Raw genomic sequence first — 25,817 nt, 5'->3', positions numbered from 1 at the left:
CGGACCCGGCACGCTCGCTACTTCCAGCGATCGAGCAGCCGGTTGGCCTCCTCCGCCAGCGCGAACTGAAGGTAGGGACCGAAGCTGATCCGCGCCACGCCCTGACCGGCCAGCGTCGCCTTGTCCGAGACCGCGGGCAGTCCGATCGCGTTGACCGGCAGCGGCAATTCGGAGGTCAGGCGGCGCATATCCGCGTCGGAATGCCTGCCCACCGGGTACAGCACATCGGCGCCCGCCTCGGCGGCCAGCCGCAGCCGGGCGATGGCCCGGTCGACACGATCGGATTCGTCGCCGTCCTGGCGCAGGAAAAGGTCGGTGCGCGCGTTGACGACCACGTGCACGCTCGCCGCGTCGGCGAACTCGCGCAGCCCGCGCACGAAATCCGCGTGCTCCTGCGGGGTGCGCAGCCGCTTGCCCTCGCTGTGCACGGTGTCCTCGATATTCAGTCCGACCGCGCCCGCCTCGAGCAACCCTTCGATGAGCTGGGCCGGTTCCAGTCCGTAGCCGGATTCGATATCGACCGACACCGGGACCGATACCGCGTCGGTGACCTGGCGGACCCGGGTCAGCAGTTCCAGGAAGGTCATACCCTCGCCGTCGCTGCGGCCCACCGAGTCCGCGACCGGGTGGCTGCCCATCGTGAGCCCCGAAAAGCCCGCGGCCACCGAGAGATTCGCCGACCAGGCGTCCCAGACCGTCGGCAGGACGACCGGGTCACCTGGGCGGTGCAGTTCCAGAAGTGCCTTGGCCTTGTTCTCCAAAGAGGTCATGCCACGATCATTCCCTAATCCGCCGCGCGGGCGGCGAGTACCGCGTCGTACAGCTCCCGCCGCGACACCCCCGTACGGGCCGCCACCTCGGCGCAGGCGTCCTTGAGCCGCATACCCTCGGCGGTGCGACCTTCGACCGCACCGACCAGGTCGGCGGGGTCCGCGGACTTCGGTTCCGCGCCCGCGAGCACGACGGTGATCTCCCCGCGCGCACCGTCCACGGCCCAGGCCGCGAGTTCGGTGAGGGTCCCGCGCACGACCTCCTCATAGGTTTTGGTGAGTTCACGGCATACGGCCGCCCGGCGATCGGGTCCGAGCACCTCGACGGCGTCGGCCAGGCATTCCGCGAGCCGGTGCGGTGCCTCGAAGAAGACACAGGCGCGCGTCTCGGTCGCAAGGGAGGCCAGCCAGGTGCGGCGCTGACCCGATTTGCGCGGCGCGAACCCGTCGAAGCAGAACCGTTCCACCGGCAGCGCGGACAGCGCCAGCGCGGTGGTCACCGCCGACGGACCAGGCAGACAGGTGACCGGCAGGTCGCGGGCCGCGCACGCCGCCACCAGGCGGTAACCGGGATCGCTGACCGACGGCATGCCCGCATCGGTGACAAGCAGGACGGTGCGCCCGTCGGCGATATCGTCCAGCAGGGCCGGAATCCGCGCGGTCTCGACGTGGTCGTAGAAGCTCACCACCCGGCCGGTGATCTCGACCCCGAGCGCCTTGGCCAGCGCGCGCGTGCGGCGGGTGTCCTCGGCGGCCACGACATCAGCGGTGGCCAGCGCCTGGCACAGGCGCCGGGATGCGTCGCCGATATCGCCCATCGGGGTCGCCGCGAGCACCAGTCCGCCGCGCGCACCCCGGTCCGCCGTCGATTCCGCCGCCACCGCACTCCATCCGCCGTGTCGTCCGGCATTCGCCGGATTCGATAGGCAGCCTAGTGCGCGCCGTTCACCCGACGGCAGGCTCACCGCCGCGCGATCGGGTCCTCGGACCGCATACCATCGGGGCGTGACCCAGGTGACCTCCCGCGCGACCGCACCGTTCGGGACCGTGTCTTCGTGGTCGAGTCCCGCTCCGCTGCGCCCGTCCCCGGATTTCGGCCCCACCGACACGCTGCGCGGCTGGCTCGTCACCGCATTCCTGACCGCCATCGCCGCAGTGACCCGATTCATGCTGCTCGACTACCCCACCGACGCGCGGACCCCGGTGTTCGACGAGAAGCACTACGCGCCGCAGGCATGGCAGATGGTCACCGGCGGCGGGGTTGAGGACAATCCCGGTTACGGTCTGGTGGTCCACCCGCCGGTCGGCAAGCAGATGATCGCCATCGGGGAGGCGATATTCGGCTACAACGGCTGGGGGTGGCGGTTCACCGCGGCGCTCGCGGGCACGGTCCTGGTGCTGCTGGTGATCAGAATCGTGCGCCGGATGGCGCGCTCCACGCTGGTCGGCGCCTTCGCGGGCATTCTGCTCATCGCCGACGGCGTGACCTTCGTGTCCTCGCGCATCGGCATGCTCGACATCTTCATGGCGCTGTTCGTCACCGCGGCCTTCGGATGTCTGATCGTCGACCGCGACGATGTGCGCCGCCGCATGGCCAGGGTCGATCTGGAGGGCCGTATCGGCCTGACCTCCTTCGGGCCGCGGCTCGGGGTGCGCTGGTGGCGTTTCGGCGCGGGCATCCTGCTCGGACTCGCCTGCGGCACCAAATGGTCGGGCATCTACTTCGTCATGGCCTTCGGACTGCTCTGCGTCTTCTTCGATGTCGCGGCGCGGCGGGCGTACGCGGTGCGCAAACCGTTCTCCGGCGCCGCGATCCGCGACCTCGGTCCCGCGCTCTACGCGCTGGTGGTCGTTCCCGTCGCGGTCTACCTCGCGACCTACTGGGCCTGGTTCGCCGGCGAGACCGGGGTGTACCGCTATATGGCGGGCAATCCTTCCGCCCCCAAGGACCCGATCGGCACCGGCGGATTCTGGTCCTACTTGGTGCCCGACGCCATGCGCTCGCTGTGGTATTACAGCGCCCGATCGATGGAATTCCACACCGAGCTGACCAATTCGGCGGGCAACCACCACCCGTGGGAGTCCAAACCGTGGACCTGGCCGATGGGTCTGCGGCCGATGCTCTACTACTACGCCGACGGCAATGTGCGCGGCTGCGGCGCCTCGCAGTGCGTCAAGGCGGTGATGCTGGTCGGCACGCCCGCCATCTGGTGGCTCGCGCTGCCGGTCCTCGGCTGGATGCTGTGGCGCGCGGTCACCCGGCGGGACTGGCGCTACGCCGCGGTCCTGACCGGCTACGCCGCCGGGCTGTTGCCCTGGTTCCTCACCCTGGACCGGCAGATGTACTACTTCTACGCGGTCCCGCTGGCCCCATTCCTGGTGATGGGCGTCGCGCTCGCGCTCGGCGACATACTCGGCCCCGGCGAGGGTTTCGCCCAGCGACGAAGTCCCACGGGCACCTTCCTGCCCGCGCTGCCGAGTGAACGCCGCGGACTCGGGCTGCTGCTGGTCTGCCTCTATCTGGGACTGGTCATCGTCAACTTCGTGTATCTGTGGCCGATACTCACCGCATTGCCGATCAGTGTCGGCAGTTGGCAGAACCATCTGTGGCTGCCGAGCTGGCGCTGAGGCTCAGCCGGCCGCCAGCGCCGATCTGACGTAGCGCAGCGCCGTCTCGTCGTCGAGGCCGAGCCGTCGTATCGCGGTCACGTAGTCGGTGGCGGCGCGTCCGGCGGCGTCGATGGTCGGATCGCCGGAGGAGGCGATGAACGTGCCCTGTCTGCCGCGGGTCTCGAGCACACCGTCGGCCTCGAGTTCGCGATAGGCGCGGGCCACCGTGTTCGGAGCGAGACCGAGATCGGCCGCCAGCGCGCGCACGGTCGGGATCTTCGTGCCCGCGGTCAGCTGGCCCGCGCGCACCCTGGCGACGATGCCCTGTCGCAGCTGTTCGTACGGCGGGACCGACGACTCGTGGTTGATGGTGACCGGGAACATGGCGGGTCACATGTCATCCCGCGCGAGCGGGCAGGACAGGCATCGCGGGCCGCCGCGACCGGACCCCAGTTCGGAGCCGGGTATGGTCAGCACCTCGACGCCCGCCTCCCGCAGCCGGGCATTGGTCATCTCGTTGCGCTCGTAGGCGACGACCACGCCCGGCGCGAGGGCGAGGGTGTTGTTGCCGTCGTCCCACTGTTCGCGTTCGGCGGTGACCCCGTCCAGGCCGGTGTCGATGACGCGCAACTTGCCGATGCCCATGGCCTCGGCGGCCGCGGGCAGGAAGGGATCGGGTCCGCGCATGCTCACCCCGCCCGCGCCGCTGCGGCCGCCGTAATCGTCCTCGCGGCGAATCGTGAACGCGCTCAGCGAGTCGCGCACCGCCGAGTACATGACCACGGCGTCGGTGTCGACCATCGTGCACACCGTGTCCAGATGCATGGTCGCGCGACTCTGGGCGATCTGCGAGACCAGCACGGTGTGCGCGAGCTCGTCGTCGAACAGGCTGCGCGCCAGTGCCTCCGCACCCGCGGGCGAGGTGCGCTCACCGACCCCGACCGCCACCACGCCGGGGGCGAGCAGCAGCACGTCACCGCCTTCGATAGGCGCGGTATGCGATTCGTAGGCCCGGCGCACGCCGAGAAAACGCGGATGGAAGGCGTAGATCAGATCGGTGAGCGAGGTCTCCCGCATCCGGGCGGGCAACGCGAGGGAGGTGATGGCGACTCTCGGCCCGACCCAGAACGAGGAATCCCTGGTGAAAAGCAGGTTCGGCAGTGGATCGATGACGAAGTCGCCGCCGTGGTGCATTCTGCGCACCAGCGAGGCGGCATCGGCTTCGAAGGGCAGTTCATCGAAGGTCATCCCGGCCATGAGCACATCGGCCAGTTCCCGGGCGGGCACGCCGCGCAGGAAGGCCGCGAGTTCGTCGGCGAGGGCGTGGCCGAGCCGGCGCGCGTCCACCGCGGCCGAGATGCCCTGTATCCGCGCGGCCCCGCTCACCGCGAGCGTCTCGGCGAGCAGATCCGACAGCAGCAGCACCTCGACACCGCGTTCGCGCAGCACGCCCGAGAAGGTGTCGTGTTCCTGCTGGGCCCGCTCGACCCAGGGAATGCCGTCGAACAGCAGCTGGTCGTTGTTGCGCGGGGTCAGCCGACGCAATTCGTCGCCGGGACGGTGCAGCAACACCGCACGCAGCGTCGCGACCTCCGAGGTCACCCCGAGGCGCGCGGCCTCGCGCCCCTGTTGCACAGCGTCTGCTCCCATGACAAGACCGTAGTTCGCCGATAGCCATCGGGCACGCAATTCACTGCCCCGAATGCCAGGGTGTCCGAATTTCGCCCCCGGTCACAGAACCTGAAGTATTGTTGAGGTGAATGGAGGAGAGTGCATGTCGAATGCCGATTGGCGAGCGAAGGAATTGACCCCCGGCCAACTATCCGAGCGTAGCGGAGTGGCCGTCTCCGCGTTGCACTTCTACGAACGCGAGGGGCTGATCACATCCCGCCGTACCAGCGGCAATCAGCGCCGCTACGCGCGCGAGACACTGCGCAGGGTCGCCTTCATCAGAATCTCCCAGCGGGTCGGCATACCGCTCAGCGAGATTCGCGCCGCGCTCGACAAACTCCCCGAGGGCCGCACCCCGACCCGCCGCGACTGGGAAACGCTGTCGACCACGTGGCGCGGCGATCTCGACGACCGCATCAATCAGCTGATTCGCCTGCGCGACAATCTCACCGGCTGCATCGGCTGCGGCTGCCTGTCACTCGGCAGCTGCAAACTCGTCAACGAACACGACCGCCTCGGCATCGACGGTCCCGGCGCGCGCGTGCTCGACACCCATCTCAACTGTCCTTCGAAACCAGCAGCCTGCTGAACCGTTCACTCATCCGGCGGATGACGAATTCGTAGGGATAGGCGAATTTCCGCGCCCACCAATATCCGAACCGGATATCGAATGAGCTGTAGATGATGAACCGGTTGCGTTCGACACCGCGCAGAATGGCCTGCGCCACCCGCTCGGGCGCCACGGCGTGCCGGGTGAAACGGCTGGTGATCCGCTGGACCCGCGGATCGTCCTTGTCCACCCCCACGAGATCGAAACTCTGCACCAGCGGCGTGTTCACCGCGCCCGGCGCCACCAGATGCACCGAGATCCCGTGCGGGCGCAGATCGAATCGAAGCACCTCCGATACACCCCTGATCCCGAACTTCGCCGCGCTGTAGGCCGCGTGCCAGGGCAGCGCCAGCAGTCCGGCCGCCGAGGACACGTTCACCAACGCACCGCCCCGGCCCGCGCGCACCATCGGCGGCACGAAGTTCTCGATGACGTGGATGGGACCCATCAGGTTGATGTCGACCATGCGCCGCCAGTGCCGGTGCTCGAGATTCTCGACCGTCCCCCAGGTCGAGGTTCCGGCGACGTTCATGACGATGTCGAGGACTCCGTGTTCGGCGTGCACATCGGCGGCGAACGCGGTGACCGCGGGATGGTCGGTGATGTCGAAAGCCCGGGTGACCAGCACCGTTCCCCCCGCGGCACGGATATCGGCCGCCGTGCGCTCGAGACCGTCGGCATCGATGTCGGTGAGGATCAGCAGCGCACCGCGCGCGGCGGCGGCGCGCGCGGTGGCCCGGCCGATACCGCTGGCCGCTCCGGTCACCAGTACCTTCGCGTCCCGTACCGTCTTCCGCCCGAATGCGCCCACCGAACCAGCTCCCACCGTCGAATCCCGCCTGTCGAAACGATCAGGGCGCAGCGTACTCGGCCCGCGCTCAGCGGCCCAGCACCTCCAGCATGCCCGCGACCGCACGCGGCCAGGTGAACTGTTCGGCGCGAGTGCGGGCGGCGCGGCGGCGGTGCGCGGTCGGGCGCGCCAGCACATCGGTGACGGCGTCGGCGAACGCCGATGGATGGTCGGCCGCGACCGCACCGCACTCGGCGGTCACGATATCCACCAGGGCCGAAGACCGGCTCGCCACCACCGGCGTGCCCGCCGCCAGCGCCTCCAGCGCGGCAAGCCCGAAGGTCTCGTGCGGTCCGGGCGCGAGGGAGACATCGGCCGTGGCGAGCAGTTTCGCGACCATGGTTCGCTCGGTGATGAATCCGGTGAAGTGCACCGCGGGCGTACCGTCGGACAGCGGTGGAAGTGTCCGCGCGCGGCGTTCGAGCGCATCGCGGCGCGGACCGTCCCCGGCCACGACCAGACGCGCCTGTACCCCCGACTTGCGCAGCTCGCCGATCGCCTCGATGCTGCGATCGACCCGCTTCTCCACCGACAGCCGCCCGCAGTGCACCAGCAGCGGCCCGCCCGGCACACCAAGATCCGCGCGTAGTCGGTCGTCGTGGCGGCGCGGGCTGAACAGGTCGAGGTCGACGCCGAGCGGGACCAGTTCCACATTCGGCGCGTCGATGCGCTGGAATTCGGCTCGCGCGAACTCGGTCGTGCACACGACGATGTCGTAGTCGGCGGCGGTGCGCCGATTGGCGACATCGGCGAAGCGCCGCGCGGCACGCTTCGGCATGATCTGGCCGAGCAGTCGGTCGAGCCGCTCGTGCGAGATCATCACACTCGCCACGTCGCGCCGCCGGGCCCAGCGACCGAAGCCGCGCAAGGTCAGCCGATCGGAGACCTCGAGCACGTCCGGCCGTATGCCCGCCAGCACGTCGGCGACCCGCCGCGGGTCGGCCGCGCGATACCCGCCCGTCCACGGGATCGCGAGTGCGGGCAGCGTTATCCGTAACACGCCGGTGTCGAGCACCTGTTCCTCGCGACGTGGTCCCGGCACGATGAGGACCACCTCGTGCCCCGCCGCCGCATAGCCCTCGCCGAGGTGATGCAGAGCGGTGCGCAGCCCGCCGGACCGCGGACCGTAGAAGTTCGCAAGTTGCACGATGCGCACCCGCCGATCGTGCAGCGACCCCGGTTACCGCCGGGTCCCTAGCGATCAACAGCGGGTGAACAGCAGTGAAAGAACCGGGGAAACCGGGGCGGAATCCCGGTCAGCGGGCGGTTTGGGTCCGGCCAACCCGTGGCAGATCCAGGTCGAGCGGAATGCGTCCGAGCCCAAGATGTTCCTCGACCTCGTCCGAGGGCATGGGCCGGGCGATGAGGAAGCCCTGCGCGCGGTAACAGCCGAGTCCGACCAGCGTGCGCGCGGCCACGGCGGTCTCCACACCCTCCCCGACCACGCCGAGACCGAAGGACCCCGCGAGGCTGATGATGGATTTCACGATCGCCAGATCGTCGGTGCTCGCACCGAGACGCTGCACGAAGCCGCGGTCGATCTTCACCGCGTCGACCGGCAGCGCCTTCAGATGCGAAAGCGAACTGTAGCCGGTGCCGAAATCGTCGATGGCGATCTGCACGCCCATACGCTTGAGGCCGCGCAGCGTGACCTGCGTACGGGCCAGATCCTGCACCACGACGTGTTCGGTGATCTCCAGGCACACCGAACTGCCGTCGATGTCGAACAACCGCAAGATGTCCTCGATGCGCTCCACGAAATCCAGGCTGACCAACTGCACCGGCGAGACGTTGATGCGCATGACCACATTGCCCGCGAGCCCGCGGCGGCGCCATTCGGCGAACTGCGCGCACGCCGACCTGATCACCCAGCGGCCGAGTTCACCGGCCAGATTGGTGGCCTCGGCGACGCTGACGAAGGCGGCGGGCGGCAGCAGACCCCGGGTCGGGTGCATCCAGCGCACCAGGGCCTCGAGCGCGACGATCCGCCCGGTGCGCAGATCGACCTCGGGCTGGTAATGCAGCAGCAGCGAGCCGTCGGAGACCGCGCCGCGCAGGTTCAGCTCGACGTCGTCCTGCAATTCGAATTGGGCGCGCATGGCGTCGGTGAACACCGCGACCCCGTTGCCGCCGCCGGACTTGGCCGACAGCAGCGCGTGATCGGCGCGGCGCAGCACATCGGCCACGGTGGTCTCCCCGGGAATCCCGACCGCGACCCCGACGCTGGCGCCGCGGCTGACGGACTCCCCGCCCACGGTGACCCGGCGCCCGATCAGCGCCTGGATGCGAGCGGCCTCGTATTCGGCGGCGACCGCGTCCATCGGTTTGGCGGGCACGATGACGAATTCGTCGCCGCCGAGCCGGGCGATCATGTCGTTCGGGTCGAGATGTTCGCGCAGCCGCGAGGACAGGGTGCGGATGAAGTTGTCGCCCGCGGTGTGGCCGAGGAAGTCGTTGAGCGCCTTGAGACGGTCCAGGTCGAGGAAGAAGGCGGCCACCGGCCCCGGGGCGCCCGCTTGGAGGCGTTCCTCCATGTGCTCGAGCAGCGCGCGGCGATTCGCCAGTCCGGTGAGGTCGTCGTGCAGGGCGATGTAGCGCAGGCGCTCCTCGGCGACCACGCGCGCGTGCAATTGCGCGAACAGTGCCGCGATGGCCTTGAGCACGTTGAGTTCGCGCGTGCTCCACTCCCGGTCGCCCTCCTTGACGAAGCCGAGCACACCGGTCGACTCACCGCGCGAGAGCAGCGGCACCGCGGCCGAGGTGACCTGCGGAATGCCCGATCCGCGCCGCACCGTCTCCTGGTAGTCGGCGAATTCGGGAGTCGGGCGCGCGACCATCGGCTCGACGGCGTATTCGAGCTGTCGGAAAACGCCGTCGGCGTTCTCGAAGTAGATGATGCCGAGCGGATCGGGATCGGGGATGTCGCGGCGATGCGGCCACTCCGCGACCAGTACGGTCGCTCGACGTTCGCGGTCGGTATGCCGGACGTAGCTGAAATCGACGTCGAAGTACTCCACCAGTTTCGCGAGGACACGCTCGGTCGCCGCCACCATCGTCGTGGCGTCGACACCCATCAGCTCGGTGGCGACCTGGGTCACCAGTGAGTCGAGTGTCCGCCGAGGCACCTTGTCTCCGATCGCGCTAGCTACGGGTGTCAACGCCCGGCACCGGACGCCGCCTGCTCCGCACCGTGGCAGCGGCCGCGTAACTCAGGCGCAGAACCAATGCCATGGTCTCATGCCCGGGCACTCCCAGTAGGTTCAGGAAACGGCTCTGAAGTGACGCTAGTGTATCCGCGTAGTCCGGGGAAATCGCGTCCAGTTCGCCAGAACTTTGCGCGTAGAGGTATACCGGCGATATCGGCTGCACCGCGAGACCGCGGCGCTGCGCCTCGATCCACACCCGCTGCACGGCCGCGCCACCCCGCGCGTAGCAGGCCAGACCCGGCTCGGCGGGCATCGTCACGGCGAGTACGGCCGAGGCCGAGCGCACCCGGTCGCGGATATAGGAACCCAGTGCCGCACCGCCGTCCCACGACCGCACCTGTGCCATCACGTCGGCGCGCCGCGCGATTTCGAGGCCCGCCAATTCGGTGGGGGTGGCCTCGAGGCCGCGCACATCGATGCCGACCGTCAGATCCGCGCCCGACCAGCGCAGTTCCGCCACCATATCGGCGTGCAGGCGGGGCGTGAGGTAGCGCACCCGATCGGATTCGGCGAGCAGTTCGGCGGCCGCGGCGAGGTCGCCCGCGTCGGTGATCGCGCGCGCGAACGCGCCCTCCCGGCCCGCGGACGCGGCGAGCGCGGACAGTACGTCCGCGGGCAGGGCGGCCCCGGTGCCGACACGGCGGTTCGTCTCCCGGGTCAGGACGGCGGGGTAGTCGGCGGCCGCGTCCGCATCGGCTCCCGCGCCGAGTCGCACCACACCGGTCAACGGAACCCCGTCCTCCGATTCACGAAGTTCCACCCCATCCAGCAAACCATGAGCAGCCGCGGCGGCCCGTGCGGCGTATAGCGCCGCACCCACGGCGACCGCACTGCCGCGCAGGCCGATATCCATCGCCGAGGAGTGCGCAGGGTCGAGTTCGATCGAGATACGGTCGGATTCGGCGCGCAGCCGCCACGGCTGGACATTGCCGCCCGACGGCGCACGCTGGGCGGCCTGCATGATCAGGCCGATCGGATCGCCCGCGGGCGCCGGTTCGGGTTCGACCTCCCAGTCCGGGTCCTGTTCCGGGGTCGGTTCGGCCAGATCGTCCAGATGCCGGTCCATATCGATGCGGACCCGGCCCGAGGACAGCTTCTGCCCCAGGCCGATGCGGCGGGCCGCGGCGACCACGCTCGCCGATCCGTACATGACATCGCTGCCGAGTTGCGGCCAGCTCGCCAGCGTCTCGCCGACCTCGACCATGCTGGCCGCCAGACGGGGCGAGAGCGCGTCCGCGCCGAACAGCCGCACCACGAACGGCGCTTTCTCCTTGGCCGTGAGACCGCGCAGGTCCGCGGCCCGCAACTCGCCGAGCAGGCCGTGGAACGGCGGCCTGTCCGGTTCCAGGTCGAAGCGTTCGACATCGAGCAGGCCGCGGTCGCTGGTCTCCATCAGCAGCGGCATCGCCCGGCGGGCGGCGGCCTCGCGGATCACGAGTTTCATGTCGAGCGAGTCGCATTCCTCCACGACGATCGACAGCCCGTCCATGAACGCGCCAACCGATTCCTCGTCGACGCCCGCCTCGAAGATCTCCACGGGCAGGTACGGGTCGAGCTCGGCCACCTTGCGCGCGGTGACCACCGCCTTGTTCACGCCGATGTCGAAGACCGTGCCCGGAACCCGATTCAGATTCGACAGCTCGATGCTGTCGAGATCGGCCAGCCGCAGCATCCCGCCGACCCCTTCGAGCGCGAGCACGGCCGCCACCGCGTGTCCGGTGCTCTGCCCCACGATGCCGATACGCAACTCGCGCAATCGATCCTGTTCGTCGCGGGTCAGTTTGTTGCGATTGCGGTCGAGGCGAACCGCGCGGTGGATCCGCGGACCCGGCAACCCGACCAGTGCGCGCCGCCACGGATAGTGCACCCAGCGATCCGATTCGGGCCCGACCGGCGCTGGGGCGCCATTTCCGAGCCGCCGGTATTCCTCGCGCAAATCATGCCGCAGATCGATGACCTCGATATCCGGCCGCCGCCGCAATTCGGCCAGCGCACGGGCGTCTTCCGGGTTGTCCTCATCGAGGATCAGCGGTCGATACGCCTGCGCGCGGCTGCCTTCACCACCCATGTTCGGGCCGGTCCCCCGTTCCGGTGACGGGCCGGGTTCGCGTGGTGTCGACCAACCCGAGTTCGCGTTGTTCGGCCGCGATGAGTTCTCGCTGTGATTGCTCGGCAATTGTCTGGTACGCCTCGATATCCCACCAGAGCGCGACCGTCGCATAACGCTCGTCGGGATACGGCGCGGCCGGAATGTGCTCGGCCACCACGGCGCCCGCGGCCCGGTGCCGTTCCACAGTGAAGGTGGCGACGGTGGCGAGTCCGTAGCGGGCGCCCAACATGCGCAGTGCGTGCGGAACGGTGCGCGAGATGGTCGCGCTCAGCGCGTGCCGGTCCGTCGCGCTTCGAGCCACCCACGCGCCCTTGGCCTCGATGACACCGGCGGGAATGCGCTCGGCGACCATGCGGCGCAGATCGTCGGCGCCCGGGTGCGGCCCCCAGTCGGCAACCCCGCGCACCTCGTCGACGTCGGCGTAGGGCCCGTGCATCCGCACACCGGCGACCGCGACCCCGGACGGATCGACTCCGAGGAAGAACAACGCGGTGCCGCGACCGTCGCCGATGCGGTCGTACTCGAGCGCGGCCTCGACGCCGTAGTGACGGTAATTCTCCAGCGCACCGCGCAAATACAGATCCCACAACACGGGGTGGTCGGCGGCGGTGGTGACGAAGAACGTACAACCGGATTGCTCGTCCCGGAACCGCGGAATTCCCCCGCCGTGAGAGTCCCCCGGAACGACTGCAATCGCTTCGACAGTCATCGGTTTTCCTACTCCGTAGCTCCGCACTCGCGCACGGTGTCTTGCTCCATTCGACGAAACCGCTCCGACGGGCGCAGCCGTCTGGCGCAGTTGCCTAGGGCAGTATCCGCCATCTGGCCGGAATTCTCCAGGCGTCCCGCTAATCTTCCGAAAACACCGTGGTTCGCCCCCAATCACCGCAGGCCAGAGCCATTGAATTTGCCAAGCCACGTATCGTGGAGACCAGTCGGTTCTTTGTTGGGCTATTTTTCAGCTATCAGACCAGGATGGAAATGAAGAGTTCCACCGACTCCGGGCCGCGCCAGACCTCGACTTCCTCCCGGTAGGCGCGGGTTATCTCGGCCGAGGCGGTCGCGTCGTCCACCTGCGCCCAGACGTCCTCGACCGGATCGTGATAGTCCCCATTGGGCGCGAAACGGGCGTAGACCCCCTTCGGCACCCGAACCAGCAGATCGCCGACCGGCACGTCGGCGGGCGCGGAGTACTCGAAGCACACCATCGCGTTGTAGTTGCCCGCCGGGTCGGGGACGTAGACCGTGTACATCGGATAGTCCGCGCCCGGACGGTCGCGCAGCCGGTCCTTCAGGAACTCGATCAGATCGCTGTTGCTGACCTTGAAACTGGGCCGCACCCGCGGCACGACAAGTCCGCCGTAGATCGCTTCGTTGCGAACGACGATCGCATAACTCATGGTCGCGCCTCACCCGCACTCGACATCGTGGTGGCCGGGACCCGCGTGTCCCCGATCGTCATCGCGAATCCACCGCCAGATAGAGCTCGATCTTGTACGCGTGCGGATAACACTCGAAATCACCGGTATAGGTTCTTTTGATCTGGTTGTGCTCCTCGGCGTAGGCGATCTGGGTCCACAGGTCGGTCATCACCTGCGGGAAATTACCCACCGAAGAGAAGCGCGCATAGGTGCCGGGCCGCAACCGCGCGACCAGATGACCGCGGGTCACTTCCTCGAAGCTCGCGCACTGATAGCCGACGATCTGGGTGTGATAGGTGCCGAGCTCGCCGCTGTAGTCGGTATACGCGCTGGCCAGCGGGCCGCCGAGTTCTTGATGTAGTACCGCGGCCCACGCCGCTTCGAGGTCGTGGTCACGCAGTTCGCCGAGCGCACGCTTCGGGCTGCGCACCGGGAGTCCGGCAACCCACGTCTCGTCTCGCTCGACAATTTCAAACTGCATGAATGGACTCTTTCGAGGTGAATCCGGGGGCGTCGCCCGCATCCGGTCGGCTAGAAACGCCATGCTATCAACACCGCCGGGATGGAAACGATCACACTTGGGCCGCGCGGCGCATCGGCGACGCGCGCACTGAACTGGACAAATGTCCGTCAAGGGGGATTACGCGTCCGGTTGGACGGGTCGGATGAGACAGGTCAGGAAACGCGGGCGACCCTGCGGCAGCCGAATGCACGACAGCTCCACCGCGCACCATCCGCCCGCCAAGGTCAGCAGCCGGACCACCAGCCGCGCCGACTCCACGCGATATTCCGTGAGCTCGGTCAACGCCCGCAGATACGTCTCCAGGTCGTCGGGATGCACCAGATGGGTGGTCGAGAGCGTGAACTCGCCGTCACCGACGGGATCGGTGTCGCGCGACGCGGGATGGTGGCGCCAGGCGATGTCGGGCAGCGGCGGGGTCAGCCACTCGATGATCTGCATGGTTCTGATATCGATGAGCGCGGCGCTGCTGCCGAGCAGCGCGGCCGCCGCGTCACGACGATAGGTCGGCGCTATCAGTCCGGGCTCGCGCGCGGGCTCGACCTGTAACAGCAGCCCGCGCAGCGCCGCGGGGGCGTGATAGCGGAAGAAGCCGAAGACCCTGACACTGCGATCGTCGGCGGTGAGCACCTGCATGGTGCCCTGCCATTCGACACCGGGCCGCGCGTCCAGGGCGGTCGCCATCAGCCGGTCGCGATCCTCGCATTCGATGACCCGGGACAGGAACCACGCCGCGTGCAGCAGTGGATGCCCCGCGGGCAGGACGACCCCGCCCGCCCCGTGACTCATCACCGTCCACCGCGCTCCGTCCCAGACGAACACGTCGATACCCGGCGGGTCGTCGCGCGGTCCCGCGCCGACCCACAGCCGCGCGGCCAGCGGTCTCCCGCCCGGACCCGACACCGGTTCCGCGACGACATACTGCGTTTCGCCGCGCACGAGAACCTCGCGGGCGCACCGGTCGTTGCCGTCGATCGCCTGGGCGAGCACCGAACTCACCACCGCCGACAGCGAACTCGGTCGCACCAGCCGGTGCAACGAGCGTTCGCGGGCCATACCCTCCTCCGGCACATGCCGAATGGCCCGATCCGGTTCCGCGGCGTCGATCAGATACCACATAAGTCCCACCCCTCGTCTCGGTCTGCCCTACCCCTCGACCTGTCCCCGCCCGGACGGCTCGTTCCCCTGCGCGCCCGTCGCGTCCGACTCTACGGCCATCGCCGAATTCGGTCGCGGGCGACCGTACCGCCGGCGGGCGCGTGAATCACGCTCGCGGCGAGTCCGTCTCGGCGGCGGGATCGGCCCCGGTGAGCTGCTGCCGTTCGGCGTCGGCGGCGAACGCGCGAAGTTTGCCACGGAATTCGGCCAGTTCCTCCGGGTCCCAGCCGATGGCGCAGGCCAACTGACGCGGCACGCTGCGGGCGCGGGCGCGCAGCGCGCTACCGGATTCGGTGAGTTCGACCCGCACCGACCGCTCGTCCTCGGGCGAGCGGCCTCGGGTCAGCATGCCGGCCGACTCTAGCCGCTTGAGCAGCGGAGACAGCGTGCCCGAGTCGAGTTCCAGCGCCGCGCCGAGATCCTTGACCGACATCCGGCCGTGCTCCCACAGCACCAGCATGACCAGGTACTGCGGATAGGTCAGGCCAAGGCTGTCGAGCAGCGGCCGGTAGAGTCGGGTCACGGCTCGGGAGGCGGCATACAGTGCGAAGCACACCTGGTTGTCGAGTCGGAGCTCCTCGATCGGGGCCTTCTCGTGGTCGGTCATCGCCGCACCTCCTCTCCAAACGGTAGCGAGCAATTCAATTGCACACAATAATCGCTGGTGTGACACCCATCGCCGAATAACCCGAAACTTGCCGTCGCGCGAGAATCCCCATCCGCCATGCCCGTCTCGTCCCGTTTACCCGATTCGTTTACGATCCCGGCCTCGTGAGAACAAGCGCGACCATCGAATCGCGAAGACAGAGATATGCCTGGGGCGCGGTGACCGCGCTCGGAGTGGTCGCGGGCTACGCCGCGGTGCTCCTCGCGAACGCGCGCCACTTCTACACCGACGACACCGAGGCGCAGTACGTCCCCATGTGGGTCATGCTCGGAAACCAACTGCGCCAGGGTCGTTTTCCCGCACTTGTGCCGTGGGAGTGGATGGCGGGCAACTATTCGCTCGAGGAGGCCGGCCTCTACAACCCGCCGCAACTGCTGGTCCATTTCCTCGCGCCGTCGATGGACGATGTCGCGCTCTACGCGACCCTGGTGAAACTGGTCTTCTCGATCATCGCCGGACTCGGCGTCTACCGGATCTGCCTGGCCTACGGCGCCCGCGCGCCATGGTCGGCGGTGGCGGGCGTGGCCTTCCCGCTCAGCGGCTGGTTCCTGTTCTTCGACCAGGCCAGCTGGATGACCTCGCACACCGCCACCGCGTGGCTGGTGAACGCCTGGGCCTCGGCGGTGCTCTACGCGCGCGGACGCGGCGGTCCGATTCCGCTGTTCGTATTCCTCTACCTGACGCTGACCGTGCAGTACGCCTTCCCCGCGGTGGAGGCGGCGCTGATGATCGTGGCCGTCGCCGCGGGCGAATACCTGCACCAGCGCGACCCGCTGCCCCCGGCGCGGGTGCTGCTGGCCGCGGGCTGCGCCGCGCTCGCCGCGCTCGTCGCCAATCTGCCGGGCATCCTGTCCTCGCAGGTCACCTGGCGGGGCAATGCCAAGATCCACAACGACCCGTTCCTCACCGTGCCGTGGTCGGAATCGCTCAACGCCAGTCTGCCGAGCACCACGCCCGCGTTCACGGCGTGGTGGGGCCATGTGCAGCCGCTGCCGATGGTCTACATCGCCTGGTTCCTGATTCCCGCGCTGGCCTTCGTCGCATGGCGCGCGGCGGCCGAATCCGCCCGCGAATTCAGCGGTATCGCCTTCTTCGCCGTGGCGGTCCTGATGTGGACCGCGGGCCCCGGGGCGATCGGCCCGCTGCGCTGGCCCGCGCGGGTACTGCCCATGCTCGCCATCGCACTGCTGGTCCTGGTGTGTGTATTGCTCAGTCGCCATGGAGTTTTCGAGTCCTCGCGGCGGCGCGCGGCCGCCGCGGCCACGCTCGTCGGCCTGTTGTTCATCCGTTCCTTCTCCGCCGCACCGCAACTGGTGCTGCGGCATCTGCTCGCCGTCGCGGCGGTGCTCGCGCTCGGCGCGGCGGCGATCTGGCTCGCGCGCCATCGCGGCATCACCGCGGCCTGCGTGCTGACCCTGGCGGCGATGTTCCCGATCGCCTTCGTCCAGGTCCATACCGCGCCGCCGACGCCACTGTCCTACAACTTCCCCGAACGGCGTTCGACCATGATGGCGGCCTTTCCCGATTTCGACGGCCGCACACTGCAACTCGCCGACCGGGCGTTGTTGCTGCCGGAGGACAAGAGTGTGTCGGGCGCCTACGGATCGTTGGCGATCGGCAACTACGCCAAGAACCTCGGCCTCGAATACGTCAACGGCTACACCCCCATCGGGCACGCGGCGTTCGCGGGCCTGCTGTGCATGGCCTGGGACGGCAGCACCTGCGCCGACGCCTACCGCCGCGCCTTCGAGGTCGAGGCAGGCACCGGTCGCACGATCGTCGACCTCATGAAGGTCGACCGGGTGGTGCTGCACGCGGCACAGTATCCGAACGTGCGCGACCAGGCCGCGCCCGCGGGCTGGCGCTGGGCCGACTATCCGGGCCACGAACGCTACATCCGCGTCCTCGAACGCGTGGGCGGGCCGATCTCCGACCGCAACGGCATGATCGCCGACACCGAGGGTGTCATCGCCACGGCGACGGCGAACGACACCTTCGACACCACCGCCCGGGTGACCTCACCCGCGGGCGGGCGGGTCGTGCTGTCCCGCCTGAACTGGCCCGGTCATCGAATCACGCTGAACGGCAAGGAGATACCGTTCACCACGGTCGCCAAGACGTTCATCGCCGTCGACATACCCGCGAACACCGAGAACGCCGAACTCGTACTCAGCTGGCGGCCGCCGGGGTGGGAGGTCGCCATCGCGGGCGCCGCGACGGGACTGATGGGTATCGGCTTGCTGCACTGGAGCTATCTACGTCAGCGCCGCCGCGACCTCGGCAACCCGCCGCCGGTCAACGGCGATCCGCTGGGCGGCGCGTCCGACCGGCCGCTGGTGGCGAGCGGCTGAAAGGCTCTGCGGCGCGGTCACCTTCCCCGTGCGCTTCATCGGCGCCACCGCCGTGCACCCCGCGCGCCATCCGCCGGACCGACAACCACCCGCCGATCAGAATCGCGAAGTAGCAGAGGACATAGGCATTCATCAGCAGGGGCGCGATCGGCCACGACGGCGGCAGCAGGAACACCCCGATGGAGACCCAGGTCGCGCTCCAGTGATAGGCCCACGCGGCCGTCGAGAGATACAGCGCACCCCCGATCGCCCACCATATCGGCCGGTACTGCGCGCGATGGACGAGGTAGACCAGCAGCGGCACGAACCACACCCAGTGGTGGCCCCACGAATACGGCGACACCGCGCACGCCGTCAGACCCGTCAAGATCACCGCGAGCAGCCGCTCACCGTGCCGGTACAGCGCCGCGGTCACCGCCAGGCTCGCGGCGACCACCGCGCAGGCCAGGATCACCCACAGCCACACCGGCGCGGGTCGCCCGAGCAGATGCGCCACCGCGCCGCGCAGGGACTGATTAGCCGGATGGGTGTCGTCGGCGATCCGGCTGGACTGGAAGAACGTCGATGTCCAGTACTGCCGCGAGTCCGCGGGCAGCACCACCCAGCTCACCGCGACCGTGGCGAGGAACACCGTGCCCGCCGTCGCCACCGAACGCCACTGCCGCATGGCGGCGAACTGCACGACGAAGTAGTTCGGCACGAGTTTGATGCCCGCCGCGATACCGACGCCGACCCCGCGACCGCGCGCGCCCTCGGGCCGCGACCAGTCCCACAACACCAGCAACATGAGGACGAGATTGATCTGGCCGTAATACAGGGTGGTGCGCACCGGTTCCAGGAACAGGCAGGTCAGGGTCAGCAGCACGCTGACGGCGAACAGGCGGCGCGAGAGCCGGTAACCCAGAATCCGCCAGCTACGGAGTACACAGGCCAGCAGCGCGGTCACGTTGACCGTCAGCCAGGTGTTCGTGACCGCCGACCACGGCACGCGTTCGATCGGCAGGAAGGCCAGCGCCGAGAACGGGGTGTAGGTGTAGAGCAGCCCGTAGAACGTGGGTTCGGTGTACAGCGGGCGATCATGCAGAATCCGCCAGGCGCCGTCGCGGTAGACGTGCACGTCGAGACCGCCGACGAGGATCCCCGACTTGTCCAGCCACGGATCGACGGTGGCGAACAATAAGATCAGTGCGAGCACCGCGCTCGTCGCCAGCACGAAATACGTTGGCCTGGTTCCAGGGAATTCCAGTGGCCGCGATTCACGCACGAATACTGAACTTGCCTGGAGCTCGAATCTCAAACCTGCCGTGCGGATTCGAGCGACGTCGGCAATGTCACATTCCGGCCGACGACCGGGACGACCAGCGCGTTCGCGCCGAAAACCGGGCGAGCGGTCCGGGCGCGGCGCATCAGACCACGTCGCGGCCGAGTTCGGGAAAACTGCGGCGCAGATTGTCCAGACATCGGCGCACCTCGCGCAGTTCCCGACGCAACAACTGCGACTCGGTTGTCGCACGAGGCGTACCGCGGCTCGTCACGCCCATGGCGCGAATCGCGGTGTCGAGTGTTTCGGCTTCGGCCAGGAGCAGGTCGTAGAAGACCCGCGCCTGCTCCACATCGGATAGATCGCGCACCCGGCCCCTCATCATCACGCAGCATCCCGCAGGCACCCCGAGTTCGGCGCACCGCGTTTCTCAACCTTCATGGTTACGCCAAGGTGAATGATCGTCAAACGAAAGCGGACCGACACGACCTGCGCGGGCGACTCGACCCGAGCCCCGACGGCAACCGATCGCCGTCGCCGCCGCGTGGTCCGGTACCCGTCCGTACCCGGTGGAGCCCGTGACGCCGCCACGACCGCCCGCTAGCCTTGAGCCCACCGCGCACCGGAGCCATCGCCGACGTCGCCGAAATGCTGGAGGTATCTTGCGCCCCCTTGGCCGATTCCTGGTCCTCGTCCTCGCCCTGAGCGGATGCCTCGCGCTGACCGGCCCGCTCGCCACCGCCGATCCGGTGCGCATCGATGACGCCACCGGCCGCAAGATCGACGAGGCACTGGCACTGCGGGCGGCCTCCCCCGGACTCGGCAAGGCCGACCTCGTGGAACTGCTGTCGCGCCAATTCCTCGGCACCCCCTACGGCGCCGATATGCTCATCGGCTCGGCCGACCGGCCGGAGCAGCTGGTCATCGACATGCGTCGGGTCGACTGCTTCACCTACCTCGATTACGTTGCCGCCCTGAGCGATTCGACCGATCGCGACAGCTTCGCGCGCAACCTCGTCCGCACCCGCTATATCGACGGCCGAGTGGAGTTCACCCAGCGCAGGCACTTCTTCACCGACTGGGCCCACACCCGGCCCGCCAACGCCGTCGACGTCACCGCAGCGGTCGGCCCGCGCGCGGCGACGGTCACCAAGGACCTCAACGCCAAGGCGGACGGCACCACCTACCTGCCCGGCCTGCCCGTGGTGCGCCGCGAGATCACCTACATCCCCAGCGACTCCGTGGACGAGAGCGTGATCGCGCGACTGCGCAACGGCGACTACATCGGCGCCTACACCGACGCCGCCGGCCTCGACGTCACCCATGTCGGCATCTTCGCCGCGACCCCCTCGGGCCCGGTCCTGCGCAACGCCTCCTCCCTTTCGCAGAACAACAAGGTGGTCGATTCCCCACTTCTCGACTACGTGCGGACCGTCCCCGGAATCGTGGTCCTGCGAGCGCCCTGACCATCCCCCGAAACCCGTGCACGGCGACCGGTGAGCTCCCGATCTTCCGGGGTGTGCGGCCCGCCCCGAGAATCGCCCGCGACAGCCCGGATCGAACCGGGGATCGGATGCCGGGAACAGTGTCCGCGCCCGACGGGTTGAGGGATGTGTGACGGTCATCCCCGAAAGCCATAAGGATCTACTCACCCGCCCCTTGTTCGGACATCTGGCCACCATTCGGCCCGACGGCACCGCCCAGTCCAATCCGGTCTGGTACGTCTGGGACGGCGAGGTCGTCAAGTTCACCTTCTCGACGAAGCAGCAGAAGCACCGCAACGTCCTCGCCAATCCCCATGTGGCACTGTCGATCCAGGATCCCGACGACCCCTACCGATATCTCGAGGTGCGCGGCCTCGTCGACGACGTCGAACCCGACCCGCACGGCGGAGAGTTCTTCATGCAGCTCAACGCCCGCTACAACGGACCGTTCACCGAATCGCTCTACCCGGCCGACGGCGGCATCTACACCATGCGCCCGACCGGCACGAGCAAGCAGGGCGGATAACGAGCGAACCTCGGCCGATCGACTCGATCCGGTCACCGGCGACCCCTGCCGTGGCGATTCGGTTCATACCGGCATTCGCATGGTCACCGGATCGGTTGTCGGGGATTTCGACGGGATGGACGATGTGGCTGCCGCCGGGCCGTTCGTCGTCGAGGATGAGTTCGCCCAAGCCGACCTTCCGCTGGATCTTCTTCATCCAGCTCGGCGCCCACCAGCAGAGGTCACCGAGCAGCTTCATCGTCGCGGGCACGACGAGCATGCGCAGCACGGTGGCGTCGATGAGCAGCGCGGCGATCATGCCGTAGGCGATGTACTGCATCAGCACCAGATCCGAGAAGGCGAATGCGCCGGTGACGACGAGCAGGATCAGCGCGGCGGCTGTGATGATGCGGCCGGTACGCGCTGTCCCGACGCGGACCGCGTCGGTGGTGGTGGCCCCCTTCGCGCGTGCTTCGACCATCCGAGAGAGCAGGAAGACCTCGTAGTCGGTGGACAGACCGTAGATGAGGGCGACGATCAACACCAGCACGTTCGCCTGGATGGGCTGCGGGGTGAAGTTCATCAGTCCGGCGCCGTGGCCGTCGATGAAGATCCAGGTCAGGATGCCAAGGGTCGAGCCGAGCCCGAGCGCGCTCGTAATCGCCGCCTTGATCGGCAGGACCAGCGAGCCGAAGGTCAGGAACATCAACAGTGTCGTGACGAGCAGGACCAGTCCGATCATCAGCGGCAACCGGTCCTCCAGCGCGTCGAGGCTGTCCTTCTGAACAGCGGGCACGCCGCCGACGAACATGCTCACCCCGTCGGGGGTACGGATCGACCGCAGGTAGTCGATGGTGGCATCGGCCCGACCGGAGTCTGCCAGCAGTGCCTTGGTCCGGTAGACGTTCGGCCGCGTGGTGGATCGCTGTGGCACGTCGAAGGTCCCGGATAGTCCCGGCGCGTCGTTCGCCTGTCTCCATACCGCACCGACAGCAATGCTGTCGGCGGAGACGAAGACCAGTTCGATCGGGTCGGACCTGCGACCGGGGAACGACTTGTCGATCTGCTGCTGTGCGAGACGAGTCTTGTTGTCCGGGGGCAGGTATCGCTCGCTGTATCCGCCGAAGGCCAGATCACGCACGGGCAGGATCAACAGCAGCAGGAGAAGGCACAAGGTCCCACCGACCTTCAGAGGATGCCGCATCACCCAACACGTGGTCCTGCCCCAGAAGCTTCTCTCGACCTCCACCGCCGTCCTGGTTCTACGCAATCCCTTGAAGCCCAACATGTCCACTCGCGGGCCGAGGACGGCCAGCATCGCGGGCAAGATCGTGACCGCGGTCAGCGCCGCGAGTGACACGGCGGAAATAGCGCCGTAGGCAATCGATTTGAGGAAACCCTGGGGAAAGAGCAACATGCTACCGGCACTGGCGACGATCATCGTCGCGGAGAACACCACCGTGCGCCCGGCGGTCACCACCGTGCGCCGTACCGCCGCGGGGGTGTCGTAACCCTCGGCGAGCTCCTCCCGGAAGCGACTGACGACGAACAGGCCGTAGTCGATGGCCAAGCCCAGACCGATCATCGAAATCACCGGCGCAACAAATGAATTGACCTCCGTATAGTTCGTAACGACGCGGATGATCCCGTTCGCCCCGATCATCGTCAGCCCGCCCACGATCAAGGGCAACGCGGCAGCGACCAAGCCGCCGAAGACGACGAACAGCAGCACCGCCACCATCGGGAAGGCCAGGACCTCCATTCGCCGGATGTCGTCGGCCATGGTGTCGTTGAGCGTGCCTGCCACCGGTCTCAGGCCACCGACCTGAACAACCACACCGGGGATGTCGAAGTCGTCCTCGACCTCGCGGTAGTTGCGGAGCATGTCGTCGTCATTGTCGCCGCGGATGGCGATCGTCGCCACGGCGTACTTCTTGTCGGGTGTGGCGAATTGCGGCCCGCTGGCTCTGCCGGTTTCGGTACGCCAATACGCGCCGTTGACTCCGATGATCTGTCCGGGATGTCGGCGCGGGAGGCTGTCGAGGTTGTCGACGATCCTGCGACCGAATTCGGGATCATCGATGTCCGTTCCGGGCGGTGCGGTGTAGAGCACGACCACGTCGACATCGTGGTTCTGCGCGAATGCCGCACCGATCAGTCGCGCGGCGTGCGTGGAGTCCGACCCGGGATCGTCGAGCCCCCCGGAACCGAGATGATCCTCCAAACCGAAACCGTAAGCGCCCAGCGCGAGCAATCCGGCTATGACAGTACCGAGCACAGCGAACCGTAGTCGGTACGCCAGTTCGCCCCAGCACGCGAACACTATTCGACCCCGTTTCCGTTTTCAGTGCGTCGGTCGAGATGTGGCCCGTGCGTCGTGCCAGAGGCCCAGGTCGAAGTACAGCGTGGTCATCGAATCCCACGCGACAGACCAGCGCTGCTTCGGCCCTTGACATTTCCAGACGGCAACCATGCGGTCGATGCCGGGGATGCCGATGGGATCGTCGACTTGCGCCACCCGCTCCACCCGGTCGAAACGGGTTCGCAAGTCGGGCTCGGCGGTGTCGAGCCCGACGTAGATCACCGTGGTCGCCGAGTCCGGCGGCGGGCCGAAGAATCCGAAACCACGGCTCGGACTGTAGGTGGCGGGCAGGTCGTACTGTCCGCCGAACTCCTCGATAGCTCCCGCCTGCCAATACCCTTGGGCGACGATGACGGCATGCGCCTTCTCCTCGGGCGTCAGGGTGTCGTATCCGAGGTCGACGGCGGAAACCAGGCGCGTCCAATTGGTGGTTCCGAAAAACGCCGACCGGAAGCCGAGGTCGATGGCGTTCTCGGAGGGGGTGCGCCAGCTGGGAGGCAGAGGTAGGACGGTGAGCGAGGCGATGAACGTCAGCACCGTGACCACGACGATCGGAATCATCGCCAGATTCATCCACCGTTTCCGGTCGTACTGCCACAGACCGACGGCGCCGAGGGCGAACATGGCCGGAAAGAAACCCGTGGGATAGTAGGGCCGACCGTGAGTGATGATGACAAACGTGGTCATGATCACCAGCGCGACCGCGATGAAGCGATACGGTCGCAGCGACTGCCGCTTGAACACGCCCCAGAATCCGACCGCGATCAGCAATGAGCCGAGTATGCCCGCCAAACCGAGCCACTGCGGAACGAAACCGATCGGACCGTAGCCCGTGGCGTCCTGCTCCGCACCGATGATCGTGCCCATGGCCAGCTGTGGCCAATTGTGCCGTGACTGCCAGTAGAGAATCGGGACCGAGGACGCGGCGAGGATGCCGGTCGACACCCACAGCGCGGGGCGACGCAGTATTTCCCGGGGCCCGCACAGGACGACGGCGAGGCCGAGGCACGCCCAGACCAGCGGGATCATCCATTTCACCTGCATATCCAGGGCGGCAACCAGTCCCGCCATGACGATCAGCCGGTCCTGACGAGTACGAACCCAACGGATGAACAGCCACGTGATCACCGCCGTGAGCGTGGCGTCGAAGGAGAACGTACTCAAGGCGACCTGAGTGGCCAGCAGGTAGGACGTCGCGTAGGTGCCCGCCGCGAGGAGCTGTACGCGGCGGCCGCCCCGGAGTTCGTAGGCGATCAGCGCCGCCACCACGACCGCACCCACGCCCATCACGACGGCCGGAAACCGCAGTGCCGTTATCGATCCCGGTGCGAGCAGGTCCGCGATCCGGGCGAACAGGGGCACCACCACGCCCTGGTCCGCGTAGGTGTAGTCGAGTCGTCGTCCGGCGGAGAGGAAATAGAGTTCGTCGCCGAAGAAATCGTAGCGCCCCGCCGTGACGGTCAGCGCTATCATGGAAATCGAGGCCATCAGCGCCACACCACGAAATGCGAACTGCGGATGGATATCCGCTATAACTTTCGGTTCGGTGCGCACCGCAACGACCGCTGTCATGAACTGCCCCCAAGAATTTACGACAGACGTGCCGACGCCGCCGCACGGCGTCGGCACGCCTGTTCGCTGATGAACCGATTCCCCCAGGCAGCTGACATTGGTGCGCGGGCCGTCGCGGTCGTGCTCGGATTGTGTAACTTCACGAAATGCTAGCTTTGCATCGCCAGAACCCGCAAATGCACCGAGCGACACCGCGGTAGCCGACAGCTGTTGGTCCGAGCAATCGGTCGGCGATTGGACGGAGCGACCGATGCGACCGGGTGACGAATTGCGGAAGACCCCCACTACTTGCCGGTAGATATTCATCTGCCGTTCTACCGCGGGCTGCGACGGACCCGACTCCAGCCGGGCGGTGTTGCGCACACCGAGATTCCCGCGCAACCATGAAATCCGTTGGTGCAGTGGTTTTTTGCCGACCAGCGGCGCACTGCCTGCCAACGGACGCGAAATGACGAAGGCCCGGTCCGCATGGACCGGGCCTTCGTATCGGTTGGCCCCGAAGCTCAACAACCCGAACCGGCCGATAATCGAGAGGCCGTCAATTCGGATCACACAGTTAGGACACAGCGAATTCGAATCACACACTTCCGCGGCGTTCACCACGAAGCCTGCAAACTGGCTTGGGTGAACCGCGGGAAGGTCCAACGCTCGGGTTGAGGGTCTGCGGGTTCGGGCGAACGACGCCGCCG

22 protein-coding genes are annotated in these 25,817 nt (G+C 67.7%); 5 read left to right on the top strand and 17 right to left on the bottom strand.

The annotated features are described in order from the left end of the window. Positions 1–17 precede the first annotated feature (17 nt). Both APZ21_RS27580 and rsmI read right to left on the bottom strand, forming a co-directional pair. Positions 18–770 (bottom strand): isocitrate lyase/PEP mutase family protein, encoded by a 753-nt coding sequence (locus tag APZ21_RS27580; protein ID WP_054816181.1) that lies wholly within the window; start codon positions 768–770, stop codon positions 18–20. A 14-nt stretch (positions 771–784) separates the two neighbouring features. Then, entirely contained in the window at positions 785–1,651 is an 867-nt protein-coding gene (rsmI, locus tag APZ21_RS27575; RefSeq protein ID WP_275426231.1) for a 16S rRNA (cytidine(1402)-2'-O)-methyltransferase, read from the bottom strand. Positions 1,652–1,775: 124 nt separating this feature from the next. On the opposite strand from rsmI, the gene APZ21_RS27570 reads away from it, so the two are divergent. Beyond that, entirely contained in the window at positions 1,776–3,398 is a 1,623-nt protein-coding gene (locus tag APZ21_RS27570) for a dolichyl-phosphate-mannose--protein mannosyltransferase (RefSeq protein ID WP_082393499.1), read from the top strand. A gap of 3 nt (positions 3,399–3,401) precedes the next feature. Here the strand turns inward: APZ21_RS27570 and APZ21_RS27565 are convergent, their stop codons facing one another. Together APZ21_RS27565 and arcA are read right to left on the bottom strand one after the other, a co-directional pair. Next, entirely contained in the window at positions 3,402–3,764 is a 363-nt protein-coding gene (locus tag APZ21_RS27565; protein ID WP_054816180.1) for a GntR family transcriptional regulator, read from the bottom strand. 6 nt (positions 3,765–3,770) lie between these two features. Beyond that, entirely contained in the window at positions 3,771–5,030 is a 1,260-nt protein-coding gene (arcA, locus tag APZ21_RS27560) for an arginine deiminase (RefSeq protein WP_054816179.1), read from the bottom strand. 124 nt (positions 5,031–5,154) lie between these two features. On the opposite strand from arcA, the gene soxR reads away from it, so the two are divergent. Then, positions 5,155–5,640, top strand: coding sequence for a redox-sensitive transcriptional activator SoxR (gene soxR / locus APZ21_RS27555; protein ID WP_054816178.1), 486 nt, complete (start codon positions 5,155–5,157; stop codon positions 5,638–5,640). On the opposite strand, the gene APZ21_RS27550 is transcribed toward soxR, so the two are convergent. The 9 genes from APZ21_RS27550 to APZ21_RS27510 all read right to left on the bottom strand — a co-directional run bounded on the left by APZ21_RS27550 (position 5,609) and on the right by APZ21_RS27510 (position 15,533). After that, positions 5,609–6,427, bottom strand: a complete 819-nt coding sequence (locus APZ21_RS27550; protein WP_371852338.1) for an SDR family oxidoreductase — start codon at positions 6,425–6,427, stop codon at positions 5,609–5,611. The two genes, soxR and APZ21_RS27550, sit on opposite strands and share 32 nt — an antisense overlap. A 112-nt stretch (positions 6,428–6,539) precedes the next feature. Then, positions 6,540–7,667, bottom strand: a complete 1,128-nt coding sequence (locus tag APZ21_RS27545) for a glycosyltransferase (protein ID WP_054816176.1) — start codon at positions 7,665–7,667, stop codon at positions 6,540–6,542. 100 nt (positions 7,668–7,767) lie between these two features. Further along, positions 7,768–9,585 (bottom strand): putative bifunctional diguanylate cyclase/phosphodiesterase, encoded by a 1,818-nt coding sequence (locus tag APZ21_RS27540; RefSeq protein ID WP_054816287.1) that lies wholly within the window; start codon positions 9,583–9,585, stop codon positions 7,768–7,770. Between the two features lie 67 nt (positions 9,586–9,652). After that, on the bottom strand, positions 9,653–11,785 hold the full coding sequence (locus APZ21_RS27535) for an Rv1355c family protein (protein ID WP_054816175.1): 2,133 nt from the start codon (positions 11,783–11,785) through the stop codon (positions 9,653–9,655). Further along, a complete protein-coding gene (locus tag APZ21_RS27530) occupies positions 11,775–12,536 on the bottom strand; it encodes a hypothetical protein (RefSeq protein ID WP_156371366.1) in 762 nt (253 codons plus the stop codon). The genes APZ21_RS27535 and APZ21_RS27530 overlap by 11 nt, the downstream gene beginning before the upstream one ends. A 256-nt stretch (positions 12,537–12,792) precedes the next feature. Next, positions 12,793–13,227 (bottom strand): effector binding domain-containing protein, encoded by a 435-nt coding sequence (locus tag APZ21_RS27525; protein ID WP_054816173.1) that lies wholly within the window; start codon positions 13,225–13,227, stop codon positions 12,793–12,795. Positions 13,228–13,285: 58 nt separating this feature from the next. After that, on the bottom strand, positions 13,286–13,729 hold the full coding sequence (locus APZ21_RS27520) for a GyrI-like domain-containing protein (RefSeq protein ID WP_054816172.1): 444 nt from the start codon (positions 13,727–13,729) through the stop codon (positions 13,286–13,288). A 159-nt stretch (positions 13,730–13,888) separates the two neighbouring features. Then, positions 13,889–14,887, bottom strand: a complete 999-nt coding sequence (locus APZ21_RS27515) for a hypothetical protein (protein ID WP_054816171.1) — start codon at positions 14,885–14,887, stop codon at positions 13,889–13,891. A 145-nt stretch (positions 14,888–15,032) separates the two neighbouring features. Continuing rightward, positions 15,033–15,533, bottom strand: a complete 501-nt coding sequence (locus APZ21_RS27510; protein WP_054816170.1) for a MarR family winged helix-turn-helix transcriptional regulator — start codon at positions 15,531–15,533, stop codon at positions 15,033–15,035. A 164-nt stretch (positions 15,534–15,697) separates the two neighbouring features. Between APZ21_RS27510 and APZ21_RS27505 the strand changes: the two genes are divergently transcribed. Beyond that, a complete protein-coding gene (locus APZ21_RS27505) occupies positions 15,698–17,944 on the top strand; it encodes a YfhO family protein (protein WP_239476837.1) in 2,247 nt (748 codons plus the stop codon). Here APZ21_RS27505 and APZ21_RS27500 read toward each other — a convergent pair. Together APZ21_RS27500 and APZ21_RS27495 are read right to left on the bottom strand one after the other, a co-directional pair. Further along, positions 17,889–19,208 (bottom strand): glycosyltransferase 87 family protein, encoded by a 1,320-nt coding sequence (locus APZ21_RS27500; protein ID WP_239476836.1) that lies wholly within the window; start codon positions 19,206–19,208, stop codon positions 17,889–17,891. The genes APZ21_RS27505 and APZ21_RS27500 overlap by 56 nt on opposite strands. Positions 19,209–19,350: 142 nt before the next feature. Further along, positions 19,351–19,575 carry a hypothetical protein gene (locus APZ21_RS27495; RefSeq protein WP_156371365.1) on the bottom strand — a complete coding sequence of 75 codons (225 nt, stop codon included), beginning with the start codon at positions 19,573–19,575 and terminating at the stop codon, positions 19,351–19,353. 292 nt (positions 19,576–19,867) lie between these two features. On the opposite strand from APZ21_RS27495, the gene APZ21_RS27490 reads away from it, so the two are divergent. Next, positions 19,868–20,671 (top strand): DUF1460 domain-containing protein, encoded by an 804-nt coding sequence (locus APZ21_RS27490; RefSeq protein WP_054816168.1) that lies wholly within the window; start codon positions 19,868–19,870, stop codon positions 20,669–20,671. A gap of 148 nt (positions 20,672–20,819) precedes the next feature. Then, positions 20,820–21,215, top strand: coding sequence for a PPOX class F420-dependent oxidoreductase (locus tag APZ21_RS27485; RefSeq protein ID WP_054816167.1), 396 nt, complete (start codon positions 20,820–20,822; stop codon positions 21,213–21,215). Here the strand turns inward: APZ21_RS27485 and APZ21_RS27480 are convergent. Together APZ21_RS27480 and APZ21_RS27475 are read right to left on the bottom strand one after the other, a co-directional pair. After that, positions 21,139–23,517, bottom strand: a complete 2,379-nt coding sequence (locus tag APZ21_RS27480) for an MMPL family transporter (RefSeq protein WP_082393497.1) — start codon at positions 23,515–23,517, stop codon at positions 21,139–21,141. The genes APZ21_RS27485 and APZ21_RS27480 overlap by 77 nt on opposite strands. 21 nt (positions 23,518–23,538) lie before the next feature. Next, positions 23,539–25,773, bottom strand: coding sequence for an ArnT family glycosyltransferase (locus tag APZ21_RS27475; RefSeq protein WP_156371364.1), 2,235 nt, complete (start codon positions 25,771–25,773; stop codon positions 23,539–23,541). Positions 25,774–25,817 lie beyond the last annotated feature (44 nt).

The sequence above is a fragment of the Nocardia arizonensis genome (assembly GCF_001310275.1).
Classification (GTDB): domain Bacteria; phylum Actinomycetota; class Actinomycetes; order Mycobacteriales; family Mycobacteriaceae; genus Nocardia; species Nocardia arizonensis.
This window is presented reverse-complemented; position numbering and strand designations above follow the sequence as displayed.